Source organism: Venatoribacter cucullus (assembly GCF_016132445.1).
Taxonomy (GTDB): domain Bacteria; phylum Pseudomonadota; class Gammaproteobacteria; order Pseudomonadales; family Oceanobacteraceae; genus Venatoribacter; species Venatoribacter cucullus.
Genome location: NZ_CP046056.1, coordinates 1,226,485 through 1,244,138, shown reverse-complemented (window position 1 = coordinate 1,244,138; position 17,654 = coordinate 1,226,485). Strand labels below are relative to the sequence as shown.

Annotated in this window: 10 protein-coding genes and 1 pseudogene; 4 read left to right on the top strand and 7 right to left on the bottom strand. The window is 55.8% G+C overall.

The annotated features are described in order from the left end of the window. Positions 1 to 52: 52 nt before the first annotated feature. The 5 genes from GJQ55_RS05905 to ald form a co-directional block, all read right to left on the bottom strand. On the bottom strand, positions 53 to 2,689 hold the full coding sequence (locus tag GJQ55_RS05905; RefSeq protein WP_228346587.1) for a DUF748 domain-containing protein: 2,637 nt from the start codon (positions 2,687 to 2,689) through the stop codon (positions 53 to 55). Further along, positions 2,686 to 4,605, bottom strand: a complete 1,920-nt coding sequence (gene recD, locus GJQ55_RS05900; RefSeq protein ID WP_228346586.1) for an exodeoxyribonuclease V subunit alpha — start codon at positions 4,603 to 4,605, stop codon at positions 2,686 to 2,688. The genes GJQ55_RS05905 and recD overlap by 4 nt, the downstream gene beginning before the upstream one ends. Beyond that, positions 4,602 to 8,270, bottom strand: a complete 3,669-nt coding sequence (gene recB / locus GJQ55_RS05895) for an exodeoxyribonuclease V subunit beta (protein ID WP_228346585.1) — start codon at positions 8,268 to 8,270, stop codon at positions 4,602 to 4,604. The genes recD and recB overlap by 4 nt, the downstream gene beginning before the upstream one ends. Continuing rightward, the gene (gene recC, locus GJQ55_RS05890) at positions 8,267 to 11,749 is read right to left on the bottom strand and encodes an exodeoxyribonuclease V subunit gamma (protein WP_228346584.1); all 3,483 of its coding nucleotides are present in this window, start codon (positions 11,747 to 11,749) and stop codon (positions 8,267 to 8,269) included. Before recC ends, recB begins: the two co-directional genes overlap by 4 nt. A 143-nt stretch (positions 11,750 to 11,892) precedes the next feature. Next, entirely contained in the window at positions 11,893 to 13,011 is a 1,119-nt protein-coding gene (gene ald / locus GJQ55_RS05885) for an alanine dehydrogenase (protein WP_228346583.1), read from the bottom strand. Positions 13,012 to 13,429: 418 nt separating this feature from the next. On the opposite strand from ald, the gene GJQ55_RS05880 reads away from it, so the two are divergent. The 3 genes from GJQ55_RS05880 (at position 13,430) to GJQ55_RS05870 (ending at position 16,055) form a co-directional block, all read left to right on the top strand. Continuing rightward, positions 13,430 to 13,708, top strand: coding sequence for a hypothetical protein (locus tag GJQ55_RS05880; RefSeq protein ID WP_228346582.1), 279 nt, complete (start codon positions 13,430 to 13,432; stop codon positions 13,706 to 13,708). Between the two features lie 228 nt (positions 13,709 to 13,936). Continuing rightward, positions 13,937 to 15,091, top strand: coding sequence for a DUF3800 domain-containing protein (locus tag GJQ55_RS05875; protein WP_228346581.1), 1,155 nt, complete (start codon positions 13,937 to 13,939; stop codon positions 15,089 to 15,091). An 82-nt stretch (positions 15,092 to 15,173) separates the two neighbouring features. Next, positions 15,174 to 16,055 (top strand): S1 family peptidase, encoded by an 882-nt coding sequence (locus tag GJQ55_RS05870; RefSeq protein ID WP_228346580.1) that lies wholly within the window; start codon positions 15,174 to 15,176, stop codon positions 16,053 to 16,055. A gap of 161 nt (positions 16,056 to 16,216) precedes the next feature. Here GJQ55_RS05870 and GJQ55_RS05865 read toward each other — a convergent pair. Both GJQ55_RS05865 and GJQ55_RS05860 read right to left on the bottom strand, forming a co-directional pair. Beyond that, positions 16,217 to 16,591, bottom strand: a pseudogene (locus tag GJQ55_RS05865) (GNAT family N-acetyltransferase); the annotation flags it as partial. A gap of 121 nt (positions 16,592 to 16,712) precedes the next feature. Next, positions 16,713 to 16,985 (bottom strand): type II toxin-antitoxin system TacA family antitoxin, encoded by a 273-nt coding sequence (locus GJQ55_RS05860; RefSeq protein ID WP_228346579.1) that lies wholly within the window; start codon positions 16,983 to 16,985, stop codon positions 16,713 to 16,715. Between the two features lie 289 nt (positions 16,986 to 17,274). Here GJQ55_RS05860 and GJQ55_RS05855 point away from each other — a divergent pair, with 289 nt between their 5' ends. Continuing rightward, a complete protein-coding gene (locus GJQ55_RS05855) occupies positions 17,275 to 17,499 on the top strand; it encodes an addiction module protein (RefSeq protein ID WP_228346578.1) in 225 nt (74 codons plus the stop codon). Positions 17,500 to 17,654 lie beyond the last annotated feature (155 nt).

The following is a 17,654-nucleotide window of genomic DNA, read 5'->3' as shown; positions in this document are numbered from 1 at the left end:
AAGGGGCTGGCGGGTGTCCAGCACCCCACCGGCCCGGTCAGGTTTGCAACAGTCAGTTCACACCCAGCATCACTTCGGCCCGTTTCCCCTGCTGTGGCCGGCACACGGAAATACGGTCAGCCAGTGGTGCATCCAGGGCGGCCACCGCCGCTTTCAGGTTATCGCCCCGGGCCCGGGCCAGCTGCGGCCAGTTTTCCCCCAGCGCCGCCGCTTCTGCGGCATTCACAAAAGGACAAGCCTGCACTTCCAGGTTCTTTTTATCCCGCATAACCCCAATCAGTTTCTGCAGGTGTTGCTGGTGCTCATCGGTAATAGCACTGCTGTGGTCGGCAAAGCTGAGTGAATCGAGCCGGATAGCAAACAGGTAGTCGCCGGCGTACGAGGCAATGCTGAGCATGGTGCTGTAAGGCTGCAGGCTTTGGCGCAGATAAAACAGCGCCCCTTGCTGTAACGCCAGCCGGCTGAGCTGGCGGGTAATATCCCCCAGCCCCACATCGGGATCGGCCAGATCACCACTGACCGGAATGGTTAAACGGATGTTGCCGTTATCATCGCGCAATAAATCCAGTGCGGTTTCCACCGGCATGGCAATCTGTTTACTGACCCGGTCAATGGTCGCCTCATCCACCGGGACAAAGCGGGAATTGCGCAGCAGCAGTTTGATTTCGCCCTGCAGTTGCGCCTTGTCGATGCGGATATTGGCGTCCACATCCAGCGTGCCGCGGTCGACGTGGTAACCCAGGGCCTCCGCCAGATAACCGTTGAAAGGCACCAGATCCAGCTGCCGCACCGTTACCTGCAGCGGCCCCTGCGGGTACAGCTGGTTATCGCGCTGAAATAAGCCCAGTTCGGCATCCAGTGTAATGCGGTTAAAACGGTCCAGCCCCAGCAGCAGATGCAGCGGTACGCTGCTGTGCAGGTTAAACCCCTGTGCATCCAGCTGGCTGTTTACGGCGCCGACCTGCAACTCATGCAGGGCCAGGGTGGTTTGCAGCGGTGGATTCACGCTGCGGTCTTCAATAATCAGTGTGCTGCCGCTGGTCACCGCACTTTCAGCACGGTCAGCGGCACTGCTTTCTGCACTGTTTTCTGCACTGTTTTCTGCACTGTTTTCTGCACTGTTTTCTGCACTGTTTTCTGCACTGTTTTCTGCACTGTTTTCTGCACTGTTTTCTGCACTGTTTTCTGCACTGTTTTCTGCACTGTCAGCGGCACTGGCATCATCATGGTCCGGCACGGCCTGGCTCAGGCCGGCCAGCAGTAGTGTTAATACTGCCTGCGCCGGTGACGCTGTGGCTGCTGTGCCTGGCGCTTCCTCCGCGGCGGGCGCGGGTTCGACAGCAACGGCATCAGCCGTCTGTTCTGCAGTAACCGCGTTCGGAGCAGCTGCCGCCAGCCCCAGAATCTGGCCATCGGCGGCCCGGCGGAGCGCCAGTTCCAGCCCGTAATATTGCTGTGCACCAACACTCAGACGCTGGCCTTTCTGTGCCGCTTCAGCGCCGGCCAGGCTTTGCCATTGAATATCCTGCAGCTGGTAATGCTGCAGCAACAGCAGCGGCTGTTCCGCATCACCGACCCGTAAGCCCTGCAGCTGCAGCTGTTGTACCGCCTGCAGCCGGCCATCATTACTTAGCTCCTGCAGGTGCAGCTGTTCCAGCTGTACGGCCGGGTTGCGACCGGAATTGTCCTCAATCAGCACCCCATTAAGCTGCAGACTGTGCAGTTGTTGCTGCACCGCATCGGCATTTATGCCTGCCAGCAACAGTTCAGCCAGGCTAAGCCGGACCAGCCCCGGCATATCCAGCTGCAGATCGTACAGACCAGCCTCACCTTCCCAGCGCGGCTGGGTCTGCAGGTCGTGGATGCGGCCATTCAGCTGCAGCTGTAATGGTTGCTGCAACACCAGCGTGTCGCTGAAATCACCGGTATCGCCGGCCGTTATTGCCGGCTGCTGTACCGCCAGCCGCGCCAGTTGCAGCGTCAGCTCTGCCCTCACCGGCTGCTCACCAAGGCTGTCAAACTGGCTGAGCTGAAAGGTCTGCAGATTCAGCTGGCCCTGAGTACGCAGCCCGGCCAGGGCAATATCCCACTGCCACTGCACGTCGTTCAGCTGCAATTGATTAAGGGCAAAGCGCCAGGGTTCGGTGCCGGATTCCGGCCCGCTGTCCTGCACAGGCTCAGTACCCGGAGCAGCGTCGTCAGCATTGCCCACCGCCGGCTCATCAGCCGCTTGCTCACTCAGGGGTTCACGGTCGCTCATGGGTGCTGCCACCAGTGGAAAGCTCAGCCCCGCCAGCTGCAGATGCTGGCCGTCAGCCTGTTCCTTTACGGCCAGCTGACCGTGCAGGCCATCCACCTGCACCTGTTCCACCAGCAGCCGCCGATTAAACAGTTCGCGCAGCCGGAATTGCAGTACCAGCCGCTTTAACTGCGTGCTGTCCGCACCAACACCGGGGTGCTGTAACTCGACTCCGTGCAGCTCCAGCCGGGTTTTAAACGGCGCAAACTGCCAGTTCTGGGCGCTTAAGGCATAGCCTTCGCCTTGCTGAGCGTACCAGCGTGATGCTGCCAGCAGGCCCAGCCCGGGCAGGCTGTGCAACACCACCAGCAACAGAGCAAGCAACATGGCCAGCACCAGTGCCAGCCACATCCAGAGTTTTTTACCCAACCGGGTGCGACGTTTATTCATAACAATTCCTCAACCTCATTGGCCGCTTGTGGCCATAATGCTTCGCGCAAACCACTGGCACGCTGCACCCGGGCGCGTACGCCACGCTCCCAGCTGTCGCTGCTGCTGAACACATCAAACTGCTCGCGGGCGCGGGTAATGGCGGTGTAGATCAGCTCGCGGGTAATCACGTTCTGCCATTGTTCCGGCAATAACAGGCACACGCGGGTAAATTCCGAACCCTGGCTTTTGTGTACGGTCATGGCGAAGGCGGTTTCATGCGCCGGCAAACGGCTGGGTAATAACCAGCGGATACCGCCGTCGCTGTCCGGGAAAGCCACTTTCAGTTGCGGTTTGCTGCCGTCGGTATGCCACAGGGTAATGCCGACATCGCCATTAAACAGGCCCAGATCGTAATCGTTGCGGCTGATCATTACCGGCCGCCCCGCATACCACAAACCTTTTTCCGGGCGGCCCGGTAATAAGCCCTGTTTTACCAGCAGTTGTTCCACCTGCCGGTTCACCTCCTCTACCCCACTCTGGCCGTTGCGCAGCGCCACCAGCAGCCGGTATTGGCCAAAGGCGTCAAACACCTCGGTGGCCGGGCGTTGTGCGGTCACGGCATGGCAAAAACCCTGCAGCCCTGCGCGTACGTTTTGCTGCCAGTCGTTGTTGTTCCAGTACGGCGGCGCATCCTGCTGCCCCAGTTCATAAGTACGTATCTGCTCAACAAAGGTACGGAATGCCTGCTGCGCTGCCCTGATATCGCTGTTATTCACCGCCGCCGCCAGCTGGCCAATGCCGCTGCTGGCATCAAAACGATGCGATACCCGCAGCTGCGCCAGTGCATTCTGCATGGGGCTGCAGGCCACTTCGGCCACCTGCTGCAACGGATAGCCGGTTAACGCACTCAGGCGGGTGGCAAAAGCTGTATCCGGGCCGTGTTCAACGCCGGCATCGCATAAATCCGCCAGTACGCTGCCGGCTTCCACCGATGCCAGCTGGTCGCGGTCGCCGAGCAGAATCAGCCGCGTGTGCGGCGCCAGCGCCATCAGCAGATGGTGCATCATGGGCAAGTCCACCATCGAGGCTTCGTCCACCACCACGCAATCAAAGGGTAAATGCCGCTGCGCGCCGTAGCGGAAGCCGTTGGGAGTCCAGCCCAGCAAGCGATGCAGGGTAAAGCTGTCGTCGGGAATCTGTTCCGCATAGGGCAACGCGCCCTTCAGTTTGGCGTTACGGATGGATTCGGTCATGCGCGCCGCCGCCTTACCCGTGGGCGCGGCCAGGGCAATGGAAAGCTCTGGCTGGGTACTCAGCAAGGCGCTGAGCAAGCGCGTCACCGTGGTGGTTTTACCGGTGCCGGGGCCGCCGGTAATCACGGTAAAGCGCTGTAAACAGGCCGTGGCGGCGGCCACTTTCTGCCAGTCGGTTTGCCCGGCTGGCAAGGTTGGAAACAGGGCATTCAGAACCTCGGCCAACGCTGAGTCGTCTACCTGCAGAGGGGACGCCAGACGCTGCTCAAGCTGCGCCAGTACGTCCTGCTCGTAGAAATAATACCGGGCCAGATACAGACGCTGGCCCGCCAGCACCAGCGGCTGCTGGGCATAGGCGCTGTCGCGGCCGGCCACATACACGGTGGCGCAGCCCGCCAGCAGCGAGTGCAGCCGCTGTGGGCCGATGCCATGCCACGGCTCTTGCAGATCCGATACCCAGCATTGCGACAACGGCAGGCACACCTGCCCTTTGCCCAGCGCCACACTCACCATCAACCCGGCCAGTTGCAGCGCCTGCAATTGTTCGGCACTGGCACTGGAATTAGAGCTGGCATGCAGGCGGGTTTCGTAATGCAGCAGCTGGCGCGCCAGCTGGCGGTCGAGATCGCGCACCGGCAAGGCGGTCAGATTGAACAACGGCTTCTGTACGGTCAGATTCATACCGGCTCTCCCTGACACACTACCCGCTGCCAGCGTTGCAGCTGCGGCCAATCCGGCGGCAAATAATAAATACCGGCGCTGGGTTGCGCCGTTTCCAAACCGGCGGCATCCGCAGCATCCGCCGCAAACGGCATACCGCGCAGGAAGTAATAAAACACGCCGCCCAGATGCTGCTGCGGGTCGTAATCCGGCAGTCGCTGACGCAACAGCTGATCGAGCGCCAGTGTGTAAATCCACGCCTGCAGATCGTAACGATGTTCCTGCATGGCCTGCTGCAGCGCTTCCGGGTGGTAATCCTGCGGGCGGTTACCCAGATGGTTGGATTTATAGTCGGCCACGTAATAACGGCCGTTATGGGCGAAAATCAGGTCGATAAAGCCTTTCAGATAACCGCTGATCTCATGGAACTGAAATCTGGGGTTCTGACTGTGCAGCAGCTGATCCACCTGATAAGGCTTTAAGCCCGCCACGGGCAGATAAAATTCCATTTCATCCAGCCGCTGCCCCGGCTGAATATCGGCCAGACAAAATACAGTGCCCTGCTGATCCTGCTGCGGGCTTTGCACAATGGCCTGCAGCCAGTCGGCCACCTGACGGCATTGTTCAGCCTGCTCCTGCTCGTCGGCCACCAGCAAACCGTAACGGGCCAGTTGTTGCATCACCAGAGTGTTCAGCGCCTGCGTGTCGTGAAAATCCCATTTTTCCAGTATGGCGTGTAAGCAGGTACCGGCATTCGCGCCTTTGGCGAAGGTAAACACCGGATGCGGCTTGCCCGGCTCTGCTGGTGTTACGGTTGCCTGTTCTGGTGCATTTTCATTGGCCGTGGAAAATTCGTCATCACGCAGCGTGGCTTCGGCCAGTGGCAGGGCCGCTGCCTCGGTCGGCGCATGTCCATCGGCCAACTGGCTGTAACTGGTAACGCGCCAGCTGTCGTAACGGCGCGGCTGAATGGTGCGGGCGGCAATGTTTGCGGCGACGCTGTCTGATTGTGAAGCAACTGCCGCCGGCCATTTGGGTAAATCACCGATGTACACATCCGCGTTGGCCCGCTGATGCAGTTCGGCCCAGTCCGGGTTCTGTTGCAGATTCAGCAAGTACCCCAGCGCCGAATGGGCGATGGTGGATTTTTTCTCTTTTTTACTGCGTCCATCCACGGCATCCATCAGCCACACAAAACAACCCTGCTCGGCACGGGTTAAGGCCACGTACAACAGGCGCAGGCTTTCTGCTAAGGCATCGCGGATGGCCATGTCTTTGGCATCGGCATCCGGGTCCAGATTCAGCACCATGCCGAGCTTATCGTCGAAATAACAGGTGTCGGCTTTGCCGTTGGGCAGGTAATTGTCGTCCCAGCAATAGGGTAAAAATACCAGTGGGTATTGCAGGCCTTTGGATTTATGAATGGTGACGATGTTGACCAGATTGGCGTCGCTTTCCAGCCGTAACTGCGCTTCGTCACCGCTGCTTTCTTCGCTGAAAACGTGCTCGCCCAGCCAGCGCAATAACGCCTCATGGCCACGCAGCCGGCGGCTGGCGCTTTGCAATAATTCACCCAGATGCAGCAGGTTGGTGAGGCGGCGTTCGCCCTGCGGCAAACAGCGCAAACGCTGGGCGCGCCCGTCACTTTCCAGCCATTTCAGCAACGCCGCCATAATGCCGCGCCGGTTCCACAACTGGTGATAATCCTGATGGGTTTGCAGCACCGTTTCCCATTCGCTCTCATCGTTCAGTAATTGGTGCAATCGTTCGGCACTGTAGCCCTGAGTTTCGGTCGCCAGCGCCGAGCGCACAATGCGCTCATCACCGGGGTGGGCAATGGCTTCCAGCCAGCGGAAGACATCCAGCGCTTCCTGGCTCTCAAATACCGAATCGCGGGTTAAGAACACACTGCCAATATTCTGCTGCGCCAGCGCATCCCGAATCCAGCCCGCCTGTTTGCGGCTGCGCACCAGCACCGCGATATCGCGCGCCTGTACCGGTTGCCCGGCCAGTGTGCCCGCGCCGTTTAATAACGCGGCAATTTTTTCGGCGCATTGGCTGGCAGTGGCATGTTGCGCACCGTGACGGGAATATTCTTTGCCGTCGTGCCACAGCTGCAGCGGAATCTGCGCCTGACCGTTGGCGGCAAAGCCGTTGTTGTCGTGGCGCCCACCGGCCTTCACCTGAATAAATTCGATGTCCTGATCGAAAATAAAAGGCGAGGCATTGCCGGCAAATAATTGATTTACGCCCTTAATTAACTGGCTGTGGCTGCGCCAGTTGGTGTCCAGGGTAAAGCGCTGCTCGTCGGTTAAATTCCGCCGCGCTTTAATGTAGGTAAAAATATCGGCACCGCGGAAGGCGTAAATGGCCTGTTTGGGGTCGCCGATCATAATCAGGCTGTGGTGCTGATCATCCGGGTTTTCTCCGGCTTCTGCCGGTGGATAAATGCGGTTGAAAATATCAAACTGGCGCGCGTCGGTATCCTGAAATTCGTCGATCATCGCTACCGGGTATAAGCGGCGGATATGCGCGGCCAAGCGTTCGCCCTGCGGGCCAGCCAACGCCGCCTGCAGCAGGCGCAATAAATCGTCCGGCGTTAACGCACCGGCCTGTTCCAGTAACTCGAAATAGCGCGCAGCAATGCGTTCCTGCCAGGCCAGATCGAGCAGACGGTTAAGCTGATTCACCGACGGCAGCAAGGCTTCCAGCGCGCTGAAAACCGGATGCTGTGGCAGCTCGCCGCTTTTCAGTTTTTCGTTCATAAACGCCTGAGTAAAGCGTTCGCTGCACTCCGGTGGCTGTGGATAAAAATCCCCCAGCCCATAGGCCATAAGTTGGCCCAGCCAGTTCGGCGTGTGCTTGCTGTTGTAGCTGCGTTTATCCAGCCCGGAATCGGCAATTAACTGCGCTAAATCCGCCACGCTGGTATCGCGGCACTGCGCCTGTAAGGCCAGAAATGCCGCCTCCGTTTGCGCCCACAGACTTTCAAAATCCGCCGTTGGCAGGCCCGGTATTATCGTCATATCCGGGCGCGCCAGACGCGAGCGCACCGTCTGCATTAAGGCTTGCGGGCCGGCGTACTGGCTGAGCAAAAAGCGGCTTTGCGGTTCGTTCAGGCGATAAGCGTGCTGACGCCAGATATCTTCGCAGGCCTGCAGCAAATAGCGCTCGCTATCCAGCACCATTTCGGCGCTGAACATCACGCCGCTGTCGAAGGCAAACTGCTTCAGCATGCGCTGGCAAAAACCGTGAATGGTGTAAATGGAGGCTTCATCCATTAACGCCAGGTTGGCCTGCAGCCAGGGTTTTAATTCGGCCTGTACACTGCTGTGAAGCTCCGCTTCCGTCTGGCCACGTTGCTGCGCAAGCTCCAGCAGGTATTGGTAGGTTTGCTGATCCTGCATGGGCTGGTTATTTTCCAGCCGCAAACAATCTTCAAAGGTATTGCGCAGTCGCGCACGGATACGGCCGCGTAATTCCGCGGTGGCAGCCACCGTAAAGGTCACCACCAGAATCTGATCGCAGGCCAGCCGCGCCGGTTGTTGCGCGTCACTGCGCCGGCCATGACCGAGCAATAAGCGGTTATACAAGCCGGCAATGGTAAAGGTTTTGCCGGTGCCGGCGCTGGCTTCAATTAAGCGCTGACCGTGCAGTGGAAAATCGGCAATGTTGAGTGTTTTCATGCTGTTCCCTCACCTGCCGAGGCACCGTTTTCCACGTGCTGATGTTCGGCGGCGGCCTGAACCAATGCCCCGAAATCCGCCAGCCATTTACGCGCAGCATTCGCATTTAAATGCTGTAAAAACTCCGGCGCGCAGCGCTGCAGATAGGCGGAATTCAGTTCGCCAAACTCACTGTCCAGCCGCTCCTGTAACCATTTATCCAGCAGCTCATTCTGCTCGTCTTCCAGCTCGGTTTTGGCGGTAATTTTTTCCAATTCCTGCTGCAATTGCCACAGGGTATCGGGCAGATGCAACACCGGCTTGCGCCAGCATTGCCAGTACCAGCGCAGCGCCATATCTAATTGTTCTTGTGCCACCGCGGGCGTGGGCGCGCGCAGAATCATGCGCTGCAGCGGTTCTTTTTTATCCGTCCCCAACAGTTGCGCACTGTGAATTAACCCCGGCTCGGCGGCGCTGGCCAGCACCAGCTGCAGCCAGGCCTGCAACACATCGCGGCCACGAATACTGCCGGCACGGCTGAATACCAGATAACCGCTGTCGTCGCTGGCATCGTCCACAAAGGCCTGCTGCAATTCGCCGTCGATGCGGGTGTTATCTAACTGCACCGTTAACGTACGCGCCGCCATAGGTTGCCGGGTTAATACCTGCAGGCTCTGCGCCAGCGGCATTAAACCGGCGGTAATATCATCGCTCCAGACTTTGCCGATGGCATGCACGGGTAATTGTCCCAGCGCCTGCTGGCGGCGGGTAAATTGCTGAATTTCGGCGGCGGCATTATCCAGCCGTTCCGGCTCGGCCAGCATGCGTTGCAGCCAGCTGTGTTTCAGCTGATACCCGTCCAGCCCGGCAGGCGCAAAGGGTTCGCTGGTGTCGTGTTGTTCCCAGTCGCTGTCGAGGCTGGCTTTTAAGCGCCGGCGCACAAAAAATTTCAGCGGATCGGTTAAGGCCTGAATCACATCCGGCCATAACACCTGTTCTTTATTCAGCTCGGCCGGCTCGGGTAATTGCACGCCCTGCCAGCCGGATTCTTCCTCTGTTCCAGCCAGCGCAGCGGCGGCCACCGAGGCCCATAACTGCTGATAACCGGGCACCTGGCGGCCATGACTCTGTTGCGGAAATTGCGCGGCGTTATAGGGTTGCAGCGGTAATTCTTCCACTAACCATTCGCTGAAATGGGCGCGGCTGTGCTGATGCGGCAAGGCTTCATCGCCCTGCAGGCAAAAACCATCGTGCAGATAATCCAGTAATTCCGCCACCAGCACCGACGGCTGTAATTCGGCATTTTCGCGCACATCGCGGCCACGGTAACTGAGGTACAGGTACTGCTGCGCCGAGCACACCGCCTCCAGAAATAAATAACGGTCGTCCTCGCGGCGCGAACGATCGCCCCGGCGCGATTTTCCGCTCACCATTAAATCGAAGCCCACCGGCGTAACGCGGCGCGGATAATCCTCGTCGTTCATGCCGAGCAGACACACGGCTTTAAAGGGCACCGAACGCATCGGCATTAAGGTACAGAAATTCACCGGCCCGGCGAGGAAACGCTGCCAGCCGCCCTGCTGCCCCAGCCGCTCGGTAAACCAGCTGCGCACCACGGTGGCCGACAAGGCGCCGGTATAAGCCGCCAGCTGCAATTCTTCCGCCCAGTGCTGCAGAGTATCGCGGATGTGCTGCAGCGATTGCTGTTCGGCACCATCGGCCAGATACAGATCGCTGAGCATCTGAATCAGCATCTGCTGCCAGTGCTGGCTGCTCAACTGCGGCGTACTCAGGCGTTGCTGCCAATGCTCCAGCGTATCGATAAAGGCCATGAGTTTGCCCAGCCGCTCGGCTTCGTTGCCTTCGGCGGCCAGCACCGGAAAATCGCCGCAAAAATCGTTGTCGCCATCGGGCAGCATCAGGCCCAGCAATAATTGCCGCAGCCCTTTGCGCCAGCTGTTTTGTTCAAACGCCGGCAAGCCCAGCTGTTCACGGTGCTGAGCATCCAGCCCCCAACGAATACGCGCGCGGCCTAACCAATCGCGCAATACGGGTAAATCGTCTTCGCTTAAATCAAAGCGTGCACGGATGGCCGGCACGTCCAGCCAGTCCTGCACATCGGTAATGAGTAACCGCGAGTCGGGTAAATTCAGCAGGCGCAAAAAACTGTCGATCAGCGGATCTTCCTGCGCCATCGACTGGTCGGCAATGGCCCAGGGAATGTGATATTCGCCGTGCTGTTTGTCGCCGTCGTGAGTATGGGCTTTATGGCTGGAAAATACCGCGTCGATATAGGGCGCGTAGGCATCAATATCCGGCACCATCACCACAATATCGCGCGGTTTTAAGGTCGGGTCGTTATCCAGCCAGTACAGAATCTGATCGTACAGGCGCTGCACTTCGCGCAGCGGGCTGTGCGCGCTGATCACCCGCACACTGCCATCATCAGGGCTGACTATCTGTTTAAATTCGCTGTTTTCCAGCGCTTGCGCGGTAAACGCACCCTGCTGGCGGTCGTTCAGTTCCAGAATATCCTGCTGTACATACTGCAGCAGCGACTGCGGCTGTGGCTCGACCCAGGCCTGAATATCCTGCACCGTGCCTTCGGCTTCAGCCTCATGCACCAGCGATAAAAAATCGCGCCCTAACCGCCCCCAGGACGCCAGCAACGGATTGCCACGGTCGAATAAATGCGCCGCCTTGGGCTGTTGCTGCAGAATACGCAGCCGTTGCTTATCGCTGCTGATATCGCCCCAGAAATTACGGCACGGGTTCAGCAAAAAGAAATGCACATCAATGTGCGCACTGATGGCGTTTAACACCTGCCAGTAACTGCCCGGCAGCGCCGCAATACCAAACACAAACAGGCGTTTTGGCAGTGCCTGCAAACGCTGCGGATATTGCGCCACCAATGCGGGTAATTGCTCCAGCAAACGGGCGCGGTGCGCCAGTGAATGCCCCAGTTCGTGACTGTCGGCCACTAAGGCCCGCCATATATGCGGCTGCCACGGCTGCAGGCTGACATCGGTATCGGCCACCTCATCCACGCCCTGCTCCCAGCTCAGCAGCCAGTCGGGGCGGTACACCAGATACTGGTCAAACACGTCGGCAATGGTTTGCGCCAGCTGATGCGCCTTTAAGCCATCGGCATCGTTGTGCAGATACTCGGCCACCGGCGCACATTCTGGTTGTTTGACAAGATCGGGCAATAAACGCAGTAATTTCCACGCCACAATCTGTTTATCGAAATGCGAACGCTTAGGTAATTCCGGTTGCAGGTGGTTAAACACCTGCCAGACAAAACTCGACGGCAGCGGAAAATCCACCTGCGCCGCTACGCCCAGGCCATCGGCCAGCTGCAGTTTCAGCCAGTGCGCCATGCCCTGACTCTGCACCAGAATGGCTTCCTGCTCAAAGGGACTGGCGGGGCTGTCCTGCATCAGTTTCAGCAGAATGCCTTTCAGCACATCGAGATCGTTGGAGTGGTACAGCCGGAACATGACTTTCCTTGTAACGGAGCAGAGAAAGCCGACAGGTTAACGGCCAAAACGCGGCTTGAACAGTGATGCGCGCCGGGCACAAAAAAACCTGTCGGAAATTCCGACAGACTGCGGCAGCGAACAACAGAAAATGAATACGCCGCTCAGCGATTCAGCAACGCCAGACCATCCACCGCCTGCAATCCCTGACTGCTGGCAACCTGCGCATTGGTGAGCTGCCCGCGTGCAATATTCAGCCCGGCGCGTAACCCCGCGTGCTCGCGCAACGCCGGCACAATCCCCTGCCCGGCCAGACGCTCCACAAACGGCAAGGTGGCATTGTTCAGCGCCAGTGTGCTGGTGCGCGCCACCGCGCCCGGCATATTGGTGACGCAATAATGCACCACACCGTCTTCCACATAGGTGGGCTCGCTGTGCGAGGTGGGCCGCGCACTTTCCACGCAGCCGCCCTGATCGATGGCCACATCCACAATCACCGCGCCCCGGCGCATACGCGCTAAATGCGCACGCTGCACCAGTTTCGGCGCGGCCGCTCCCGGCACCAGCACCGCACCAATCAGCAGATCGCACTGCGGCAGCAGTTCATCCAGCACCGCCGGCGTGGATACCCGCGTGTGAATACGATTGCCGTAGTGCGCATCCAGCTCACGCAATGCGCTCAGGCTGGTATCCAGCACCGTGACGCGCGCGCCCATGCCCACGGCAATGGCCGCCGCATTACGCCCCACCACACCGCCGCCCAGCACCAATACATCGGCCGCCGGCACACCCGGCGCACCGGCCAGCAACACCCCGCGCCCACCGGATGCCATTTCCAGACAATGCGCACCGGCCTGCACCGCAATGCGCCCGGCAATTTCCGACATGGGCGCCAGCAACGGCAAACGCCCCTGCGCATCGGTCACGGTTTCGTAGGCAATGGCCGTGCAACCGCTGCGCAATAATGCCTGGGTTAAATGCGGGTCGGGTGCCAGATGCAGATAGGTAAATAATGTGTGCTGCGGCTGAATAAACGCCAGCTCCTGCGGCTGCGGTTCTTTCACCTTCACAATGAGTTCGGCGGCATGAAACACCGCCGCCGCATCGGTCGCCAGCTGCGCACCGGCGGCGCGATAATCGTCATCGATGAAACCAATGGCCGTGCCGGCGTGCTGCTGCACCCACACATCATGACCCTGCTGCACCAGCACTGCGACACTGGCGGGCGACAGCCCGACGCGGTATTCGTGATTCTTAACTTCTTTGGGGACACCGATACGCATAAGCACCTCCGCAGTGGATGGAGATAGTGTAGCTGGGGGGGATGTGCTGGGCGCAGCAATGAATACCGCACCAACCACTGGATATACCAGCAGATTATTACGATAAACGGCTGAAATCGTGCGCGTTTACACGCCAGTGTCAGAATGACGATGCGCAAATTGCCGCCAAGGCCGAAGAAAGCACCCTGTAAAATCAATGGGTTACGAGATTACTCGGAGTGAAAACGCGCAAAGTGTAAAGACGATGACGGTGTGATAGCGTGCGTGCGCGTTTATAGCCTGATAGCAATGTTATTAGTGGCGCTTTTCGCTGCGGTGACAGTGGGTTAGACTCGGGACTTAAACAAGGACACAGGTGTGCAAGTGAGCATGCCTACGAATAAACTGTTATGTGGGCAGAACCAGCGAGTAATTGAGGATGCTGCAACGAGTTGTTATAGGGATTTTTGTCGCCTCGCTTTTGGCAGCTGCCGTCGCGATGTTTATGGGGTATCAATCTCCAGCCAAGTATATCGCTGCGCCTGCACTAGTTTTTTCTGGTTGGGCTGCGTTGGGTCATTTGGTTACCTTGGACGATGACGCTCCAGGTGAGTGGTCAAACCCAGAGGGTTCGAAGGCAACATGGCATCGCTCGATCGGAGAGTTAATCATTAAGATCGTGGTTTTTGCGGCAGTGGGGATAGCTTTCTATGCCTAGCCACATAACCAGTCGCTTAAGTACGCTCCGGGCCGTCGGCCCTCCACCGGACCGGTTTTCCGTTGCACTCCAAACCGGCCGCTTAGCTCAGCGTTATGTCATCCGAGGACTGGGTAATTGATCAACTATCGATCTCTCCGAAGACGGTATCCAGACATAGTCACGTATCGGGCTGTCGCTGAAAAAGCGCGTCGACGGATACGAGGAAGATGCGAAGGGAATAAAGGTGTGGATAAAAATAGCTTGAAAACTCATGCAATTTTACATTTCGATGAGTCTGGCTTTACCGGTAATAATCTATTACACAAGCAACAGAAAATATTTTGTTATGCATCTTTAGAATGCCCTCATGATGAAGCAAAAGATTTCGTTGAGCACATCATTCGTAAGTACAAAATTCAAAACGGCGAAATCAAGGGCGGCAAATTATTAAAAGGGGCTCGCGGAAAGCGAGCTGTTGATGAAATAATTCAAAATTTTAAAGGCCGATTCAAAGTTTCAGTTTCCGATAAAAAGTACGCGTTAGCGGGTAAGTTTTTTGAGTATATATTTGAGCCTGCAATCGCGAACGTCAATTCAATATTTTATAACATTAACTTTCATCGCTTCATTAGCAACATGCTTCATGTTGAACTATCTGTCAGAGGAGCAATGGCTGAAGAAATATTTGAAGATTTCGAAAAACTGATGAGGACGGGAGATTTTGAGGGGTTAAAGGCGCTTTTTTCAACTTCGAAAGATGAAGGAATATCTCCAGTTTTAGAGCAAATTTGTGACTTTGCCATACACAATAAAGATTCCGTGATGCAAGAGCTAGATGGTTATGCTGGTGAAGGTGCAGGGAAATGGGTTCTAGATTTGACTAACACTGCTTTATTCAGCCTCTTGGCTGAATGGGGGCAGGAATATGATCAATTAACTGCTTACTGTGACCAATCTAAGCCATTGAGCGAAGATCAAGAAATCTTCAATGTCATGATTAATCGAGAGGATAAAAAATTCACGCATGTTGCAGGGATTGATTCACCTATAACGTTCAACTTAAAAGAGCCGCTTAATTTAGTTGACTCTAAGATCATTCATGGAGTTCAGCTTGCTGACGCAATAGCAGGTGCATTCGCCTATGCTTGCGACAGGGAAAATCAAGACGAGTACGCCGAAAAATGGCGCGCCATGATTGAAGAGCATGTAATTTTCGGTAGTGTTTTTCCTGACTATGATCATCTGGATTTGAATAAGCTAGAGGTTCAAAGAAATGCGGTTTTGCTGCAAGAATTGGCAGACCGTAGTAAAAATGGCATCAGTCTAACCGAAGATATTGCTGAATATATTCAATTTATCACTATAGCGCTAAGAGAAACTCCGCTTGAACTACAGACATAACAAGGCGCTGCTGTCGGACAAATTTTCCGCTGCGCTCCAAATTTGCCGCAGAGCGCGGCGTTAGCGTCAATAAGGATTAACCATGGCAGCAAAGCTATCTCCTTCTGAACAACTCGCATACAGCACAGTAAGAATTGAGTGCGAGCTTCAGAATGGACAATCTGGAACGGGAACTGGTTTTTTCTTTCGCTTCGCAGAGAGTGGAGGTGTACATGTCCCAGCTATTGTCACAAACAAACACGTAGTAGCTGGCGCTAAAAAAGGTCGTTTTATAATGACTTTATCTGATAGGGATGGAAATCCAATCCAGCAAAGTCATCACGCATTTATTTTTGATAATTTTGAGCACATGTGGATTCCCCATCCAGAAGGCAGTGTTGACCTTTGTGCGATGCCAATAGCACCGCTTCTGGAAGCAGCAAACAAGGAATCAAAAAAGCTATTTTATGTGTCACTGGACAAGTCTTTAACTCCTAGTGTCGCCGAGTTAGAAGACATGGTCTTAATGGAAGAGATCACAATGGTTGGGTATCCAAATGGAATATGGGATCAAGTGAATAACATGCCGATTTTCCGTAGAGGAATCACTGCCACACACCCCAACCTTGATTACAACGGTAAACCAGAGTTTTTGATAGATGCAGCCTGCTTTCCTGGATCAAGCGGATCGCCAGTTTTTTTGTACAATCAAGTTGGGTACGCCACAAAATCTGGTGGAATGACTATAGGTCCAGGCAGAATTAAATTGCTGGGGGTTTTATATGCTGGACCACAACATACAGTTAGTGGCGAAGTTAGAGTTATAACGATACCTACCCAGAACGTGCCGATCGCGGTATCCACAATACCTAACAACTTGGGAATGGTGATCAAGGCATCCAAGCTAGAAGCTTTCGAAACTTTTTTTGAAGGAATTCTCGAGAACGAAAGGAACGCTAACAAGGCAATCCAGCCGACGCAGTGAGCCTGTAAATAAATCTGTGTAACTGCCCACCCTATTACAGGTGACCGTTCAGGCGGTCACCAAATTCGATAATAAAGCGATTCAATGCCGGCCTCCCTCCCCACTTCGCTCTCAGCTATGCCACCACACCGCCGATGGCCGATACGGTAATTATCCGGGGATCACAAGCCTAAGCTGGCTCTGATATCAGCGATGGTAATGAACAATTTGTTGTCAGAATCCTGGAACGCTGTGAATCCGTATCGTTCATAGAAGTGTTTTGCACCGTCCTTGGCATCAACGATAACAACAGGAAAGGCTACGCTGTCGCTGGCGGCTAACAGTTTCCGAAGCGCATCAATCAACAGCCATTCGCCAAAACCTTTTCCTTTGTATCGTTCATCGATTGCTAAGCGGGCAATAAGCCCGCCTGACGTTGAAGATTGGTGTTTCTTCTGTAGTTTTTCAGGCAAGGCTTTTAAATCAATGGGGGTCATCGTCAGCGTATAAAAGCCGATGATATGAGCGTTGTTGTTATCATCTTTCAAAACGAACGTTCGTGTGTTGTCTTTTTTGGCTTACTGACTCGCCATGACCTTTAGTAATTGTTAAGCGCTTCGATGCCACAACTGAAACGGTTCCTGTCGTGCTTATCCTTGTCGAGGAGTACCGTTTGCATCATTGCGTTTTGTTCTCGTAACGCTCAGCCGCTGATTTGAGTTTTGCATTCACAGTCGTTGAATTATCGAGCGCGTCCATCAGCAATACCGCATCCGCCCGGCTGAGTGTCAGAACCTGCTCACGCTCAATGACCTGCCTGGCCTTTTCGATGGCCGCATTCAGAACAAATGAGTTGAGGCTGGGCATACCGGCCAACGCGGCTGCCTTGGTGAGCAGATCCTGAGTTTCTGCATCAACGTTAATGGTGATACTGGTCAAAGTGGCTGCCATACGGTTATCTCCTAATACGCTAAGCCAACACACCGGCATTATGGCCTCAAAGGTTTCAGCAAACACCTCCCATGTCAGTTTGCACGCAAGCAATACAGTGTAATCTCTCCAAGTTTGATATGGCCCTTAGGTTAAACAGACAACGGCGGGTTAGACCTCAAGCTTAAGCAGCACAGCTCTATGAATCGGTAGGCCTGCCAACAAACCGTTAAAGCAGATAATCCAAAACGTGGTACCTGATACCCATCCGTGTCAGGATTGGTCGAAACATGAACAAGAGGTTTTGTCTATGAATCTCCAGAAAATTGAAGATCAAGTGCTTCATCTGCCCAAAGAAGAGAGAGCGCACCTGATCCAGCGACTGGTCCTGAGTCTGGAATCTCCGTCAGAGGAGGAGCTCAAGTCCGATTGGTTGCTTGAAGCAAAACGCAGAGCCGCAGAGCTCGACAATGGCACCGTTCAGGCTGTGTCTGGTGAAGATGTCATGAGGAAAGCCAGGACACTGGTCAAATGAACTACTCTTTTCACCCGGCAGCGGAAGCCGAGTTTCTGGAGTCTGTTGGTTATTACGAATCAGCAGTTCCAGGATTGGCTGGGTCGGCTTTAATAAGAGAGCCTGCCCCTGCGCTGACGAATCCCAGCCTGCATATCGAACAACGAGCATGGATA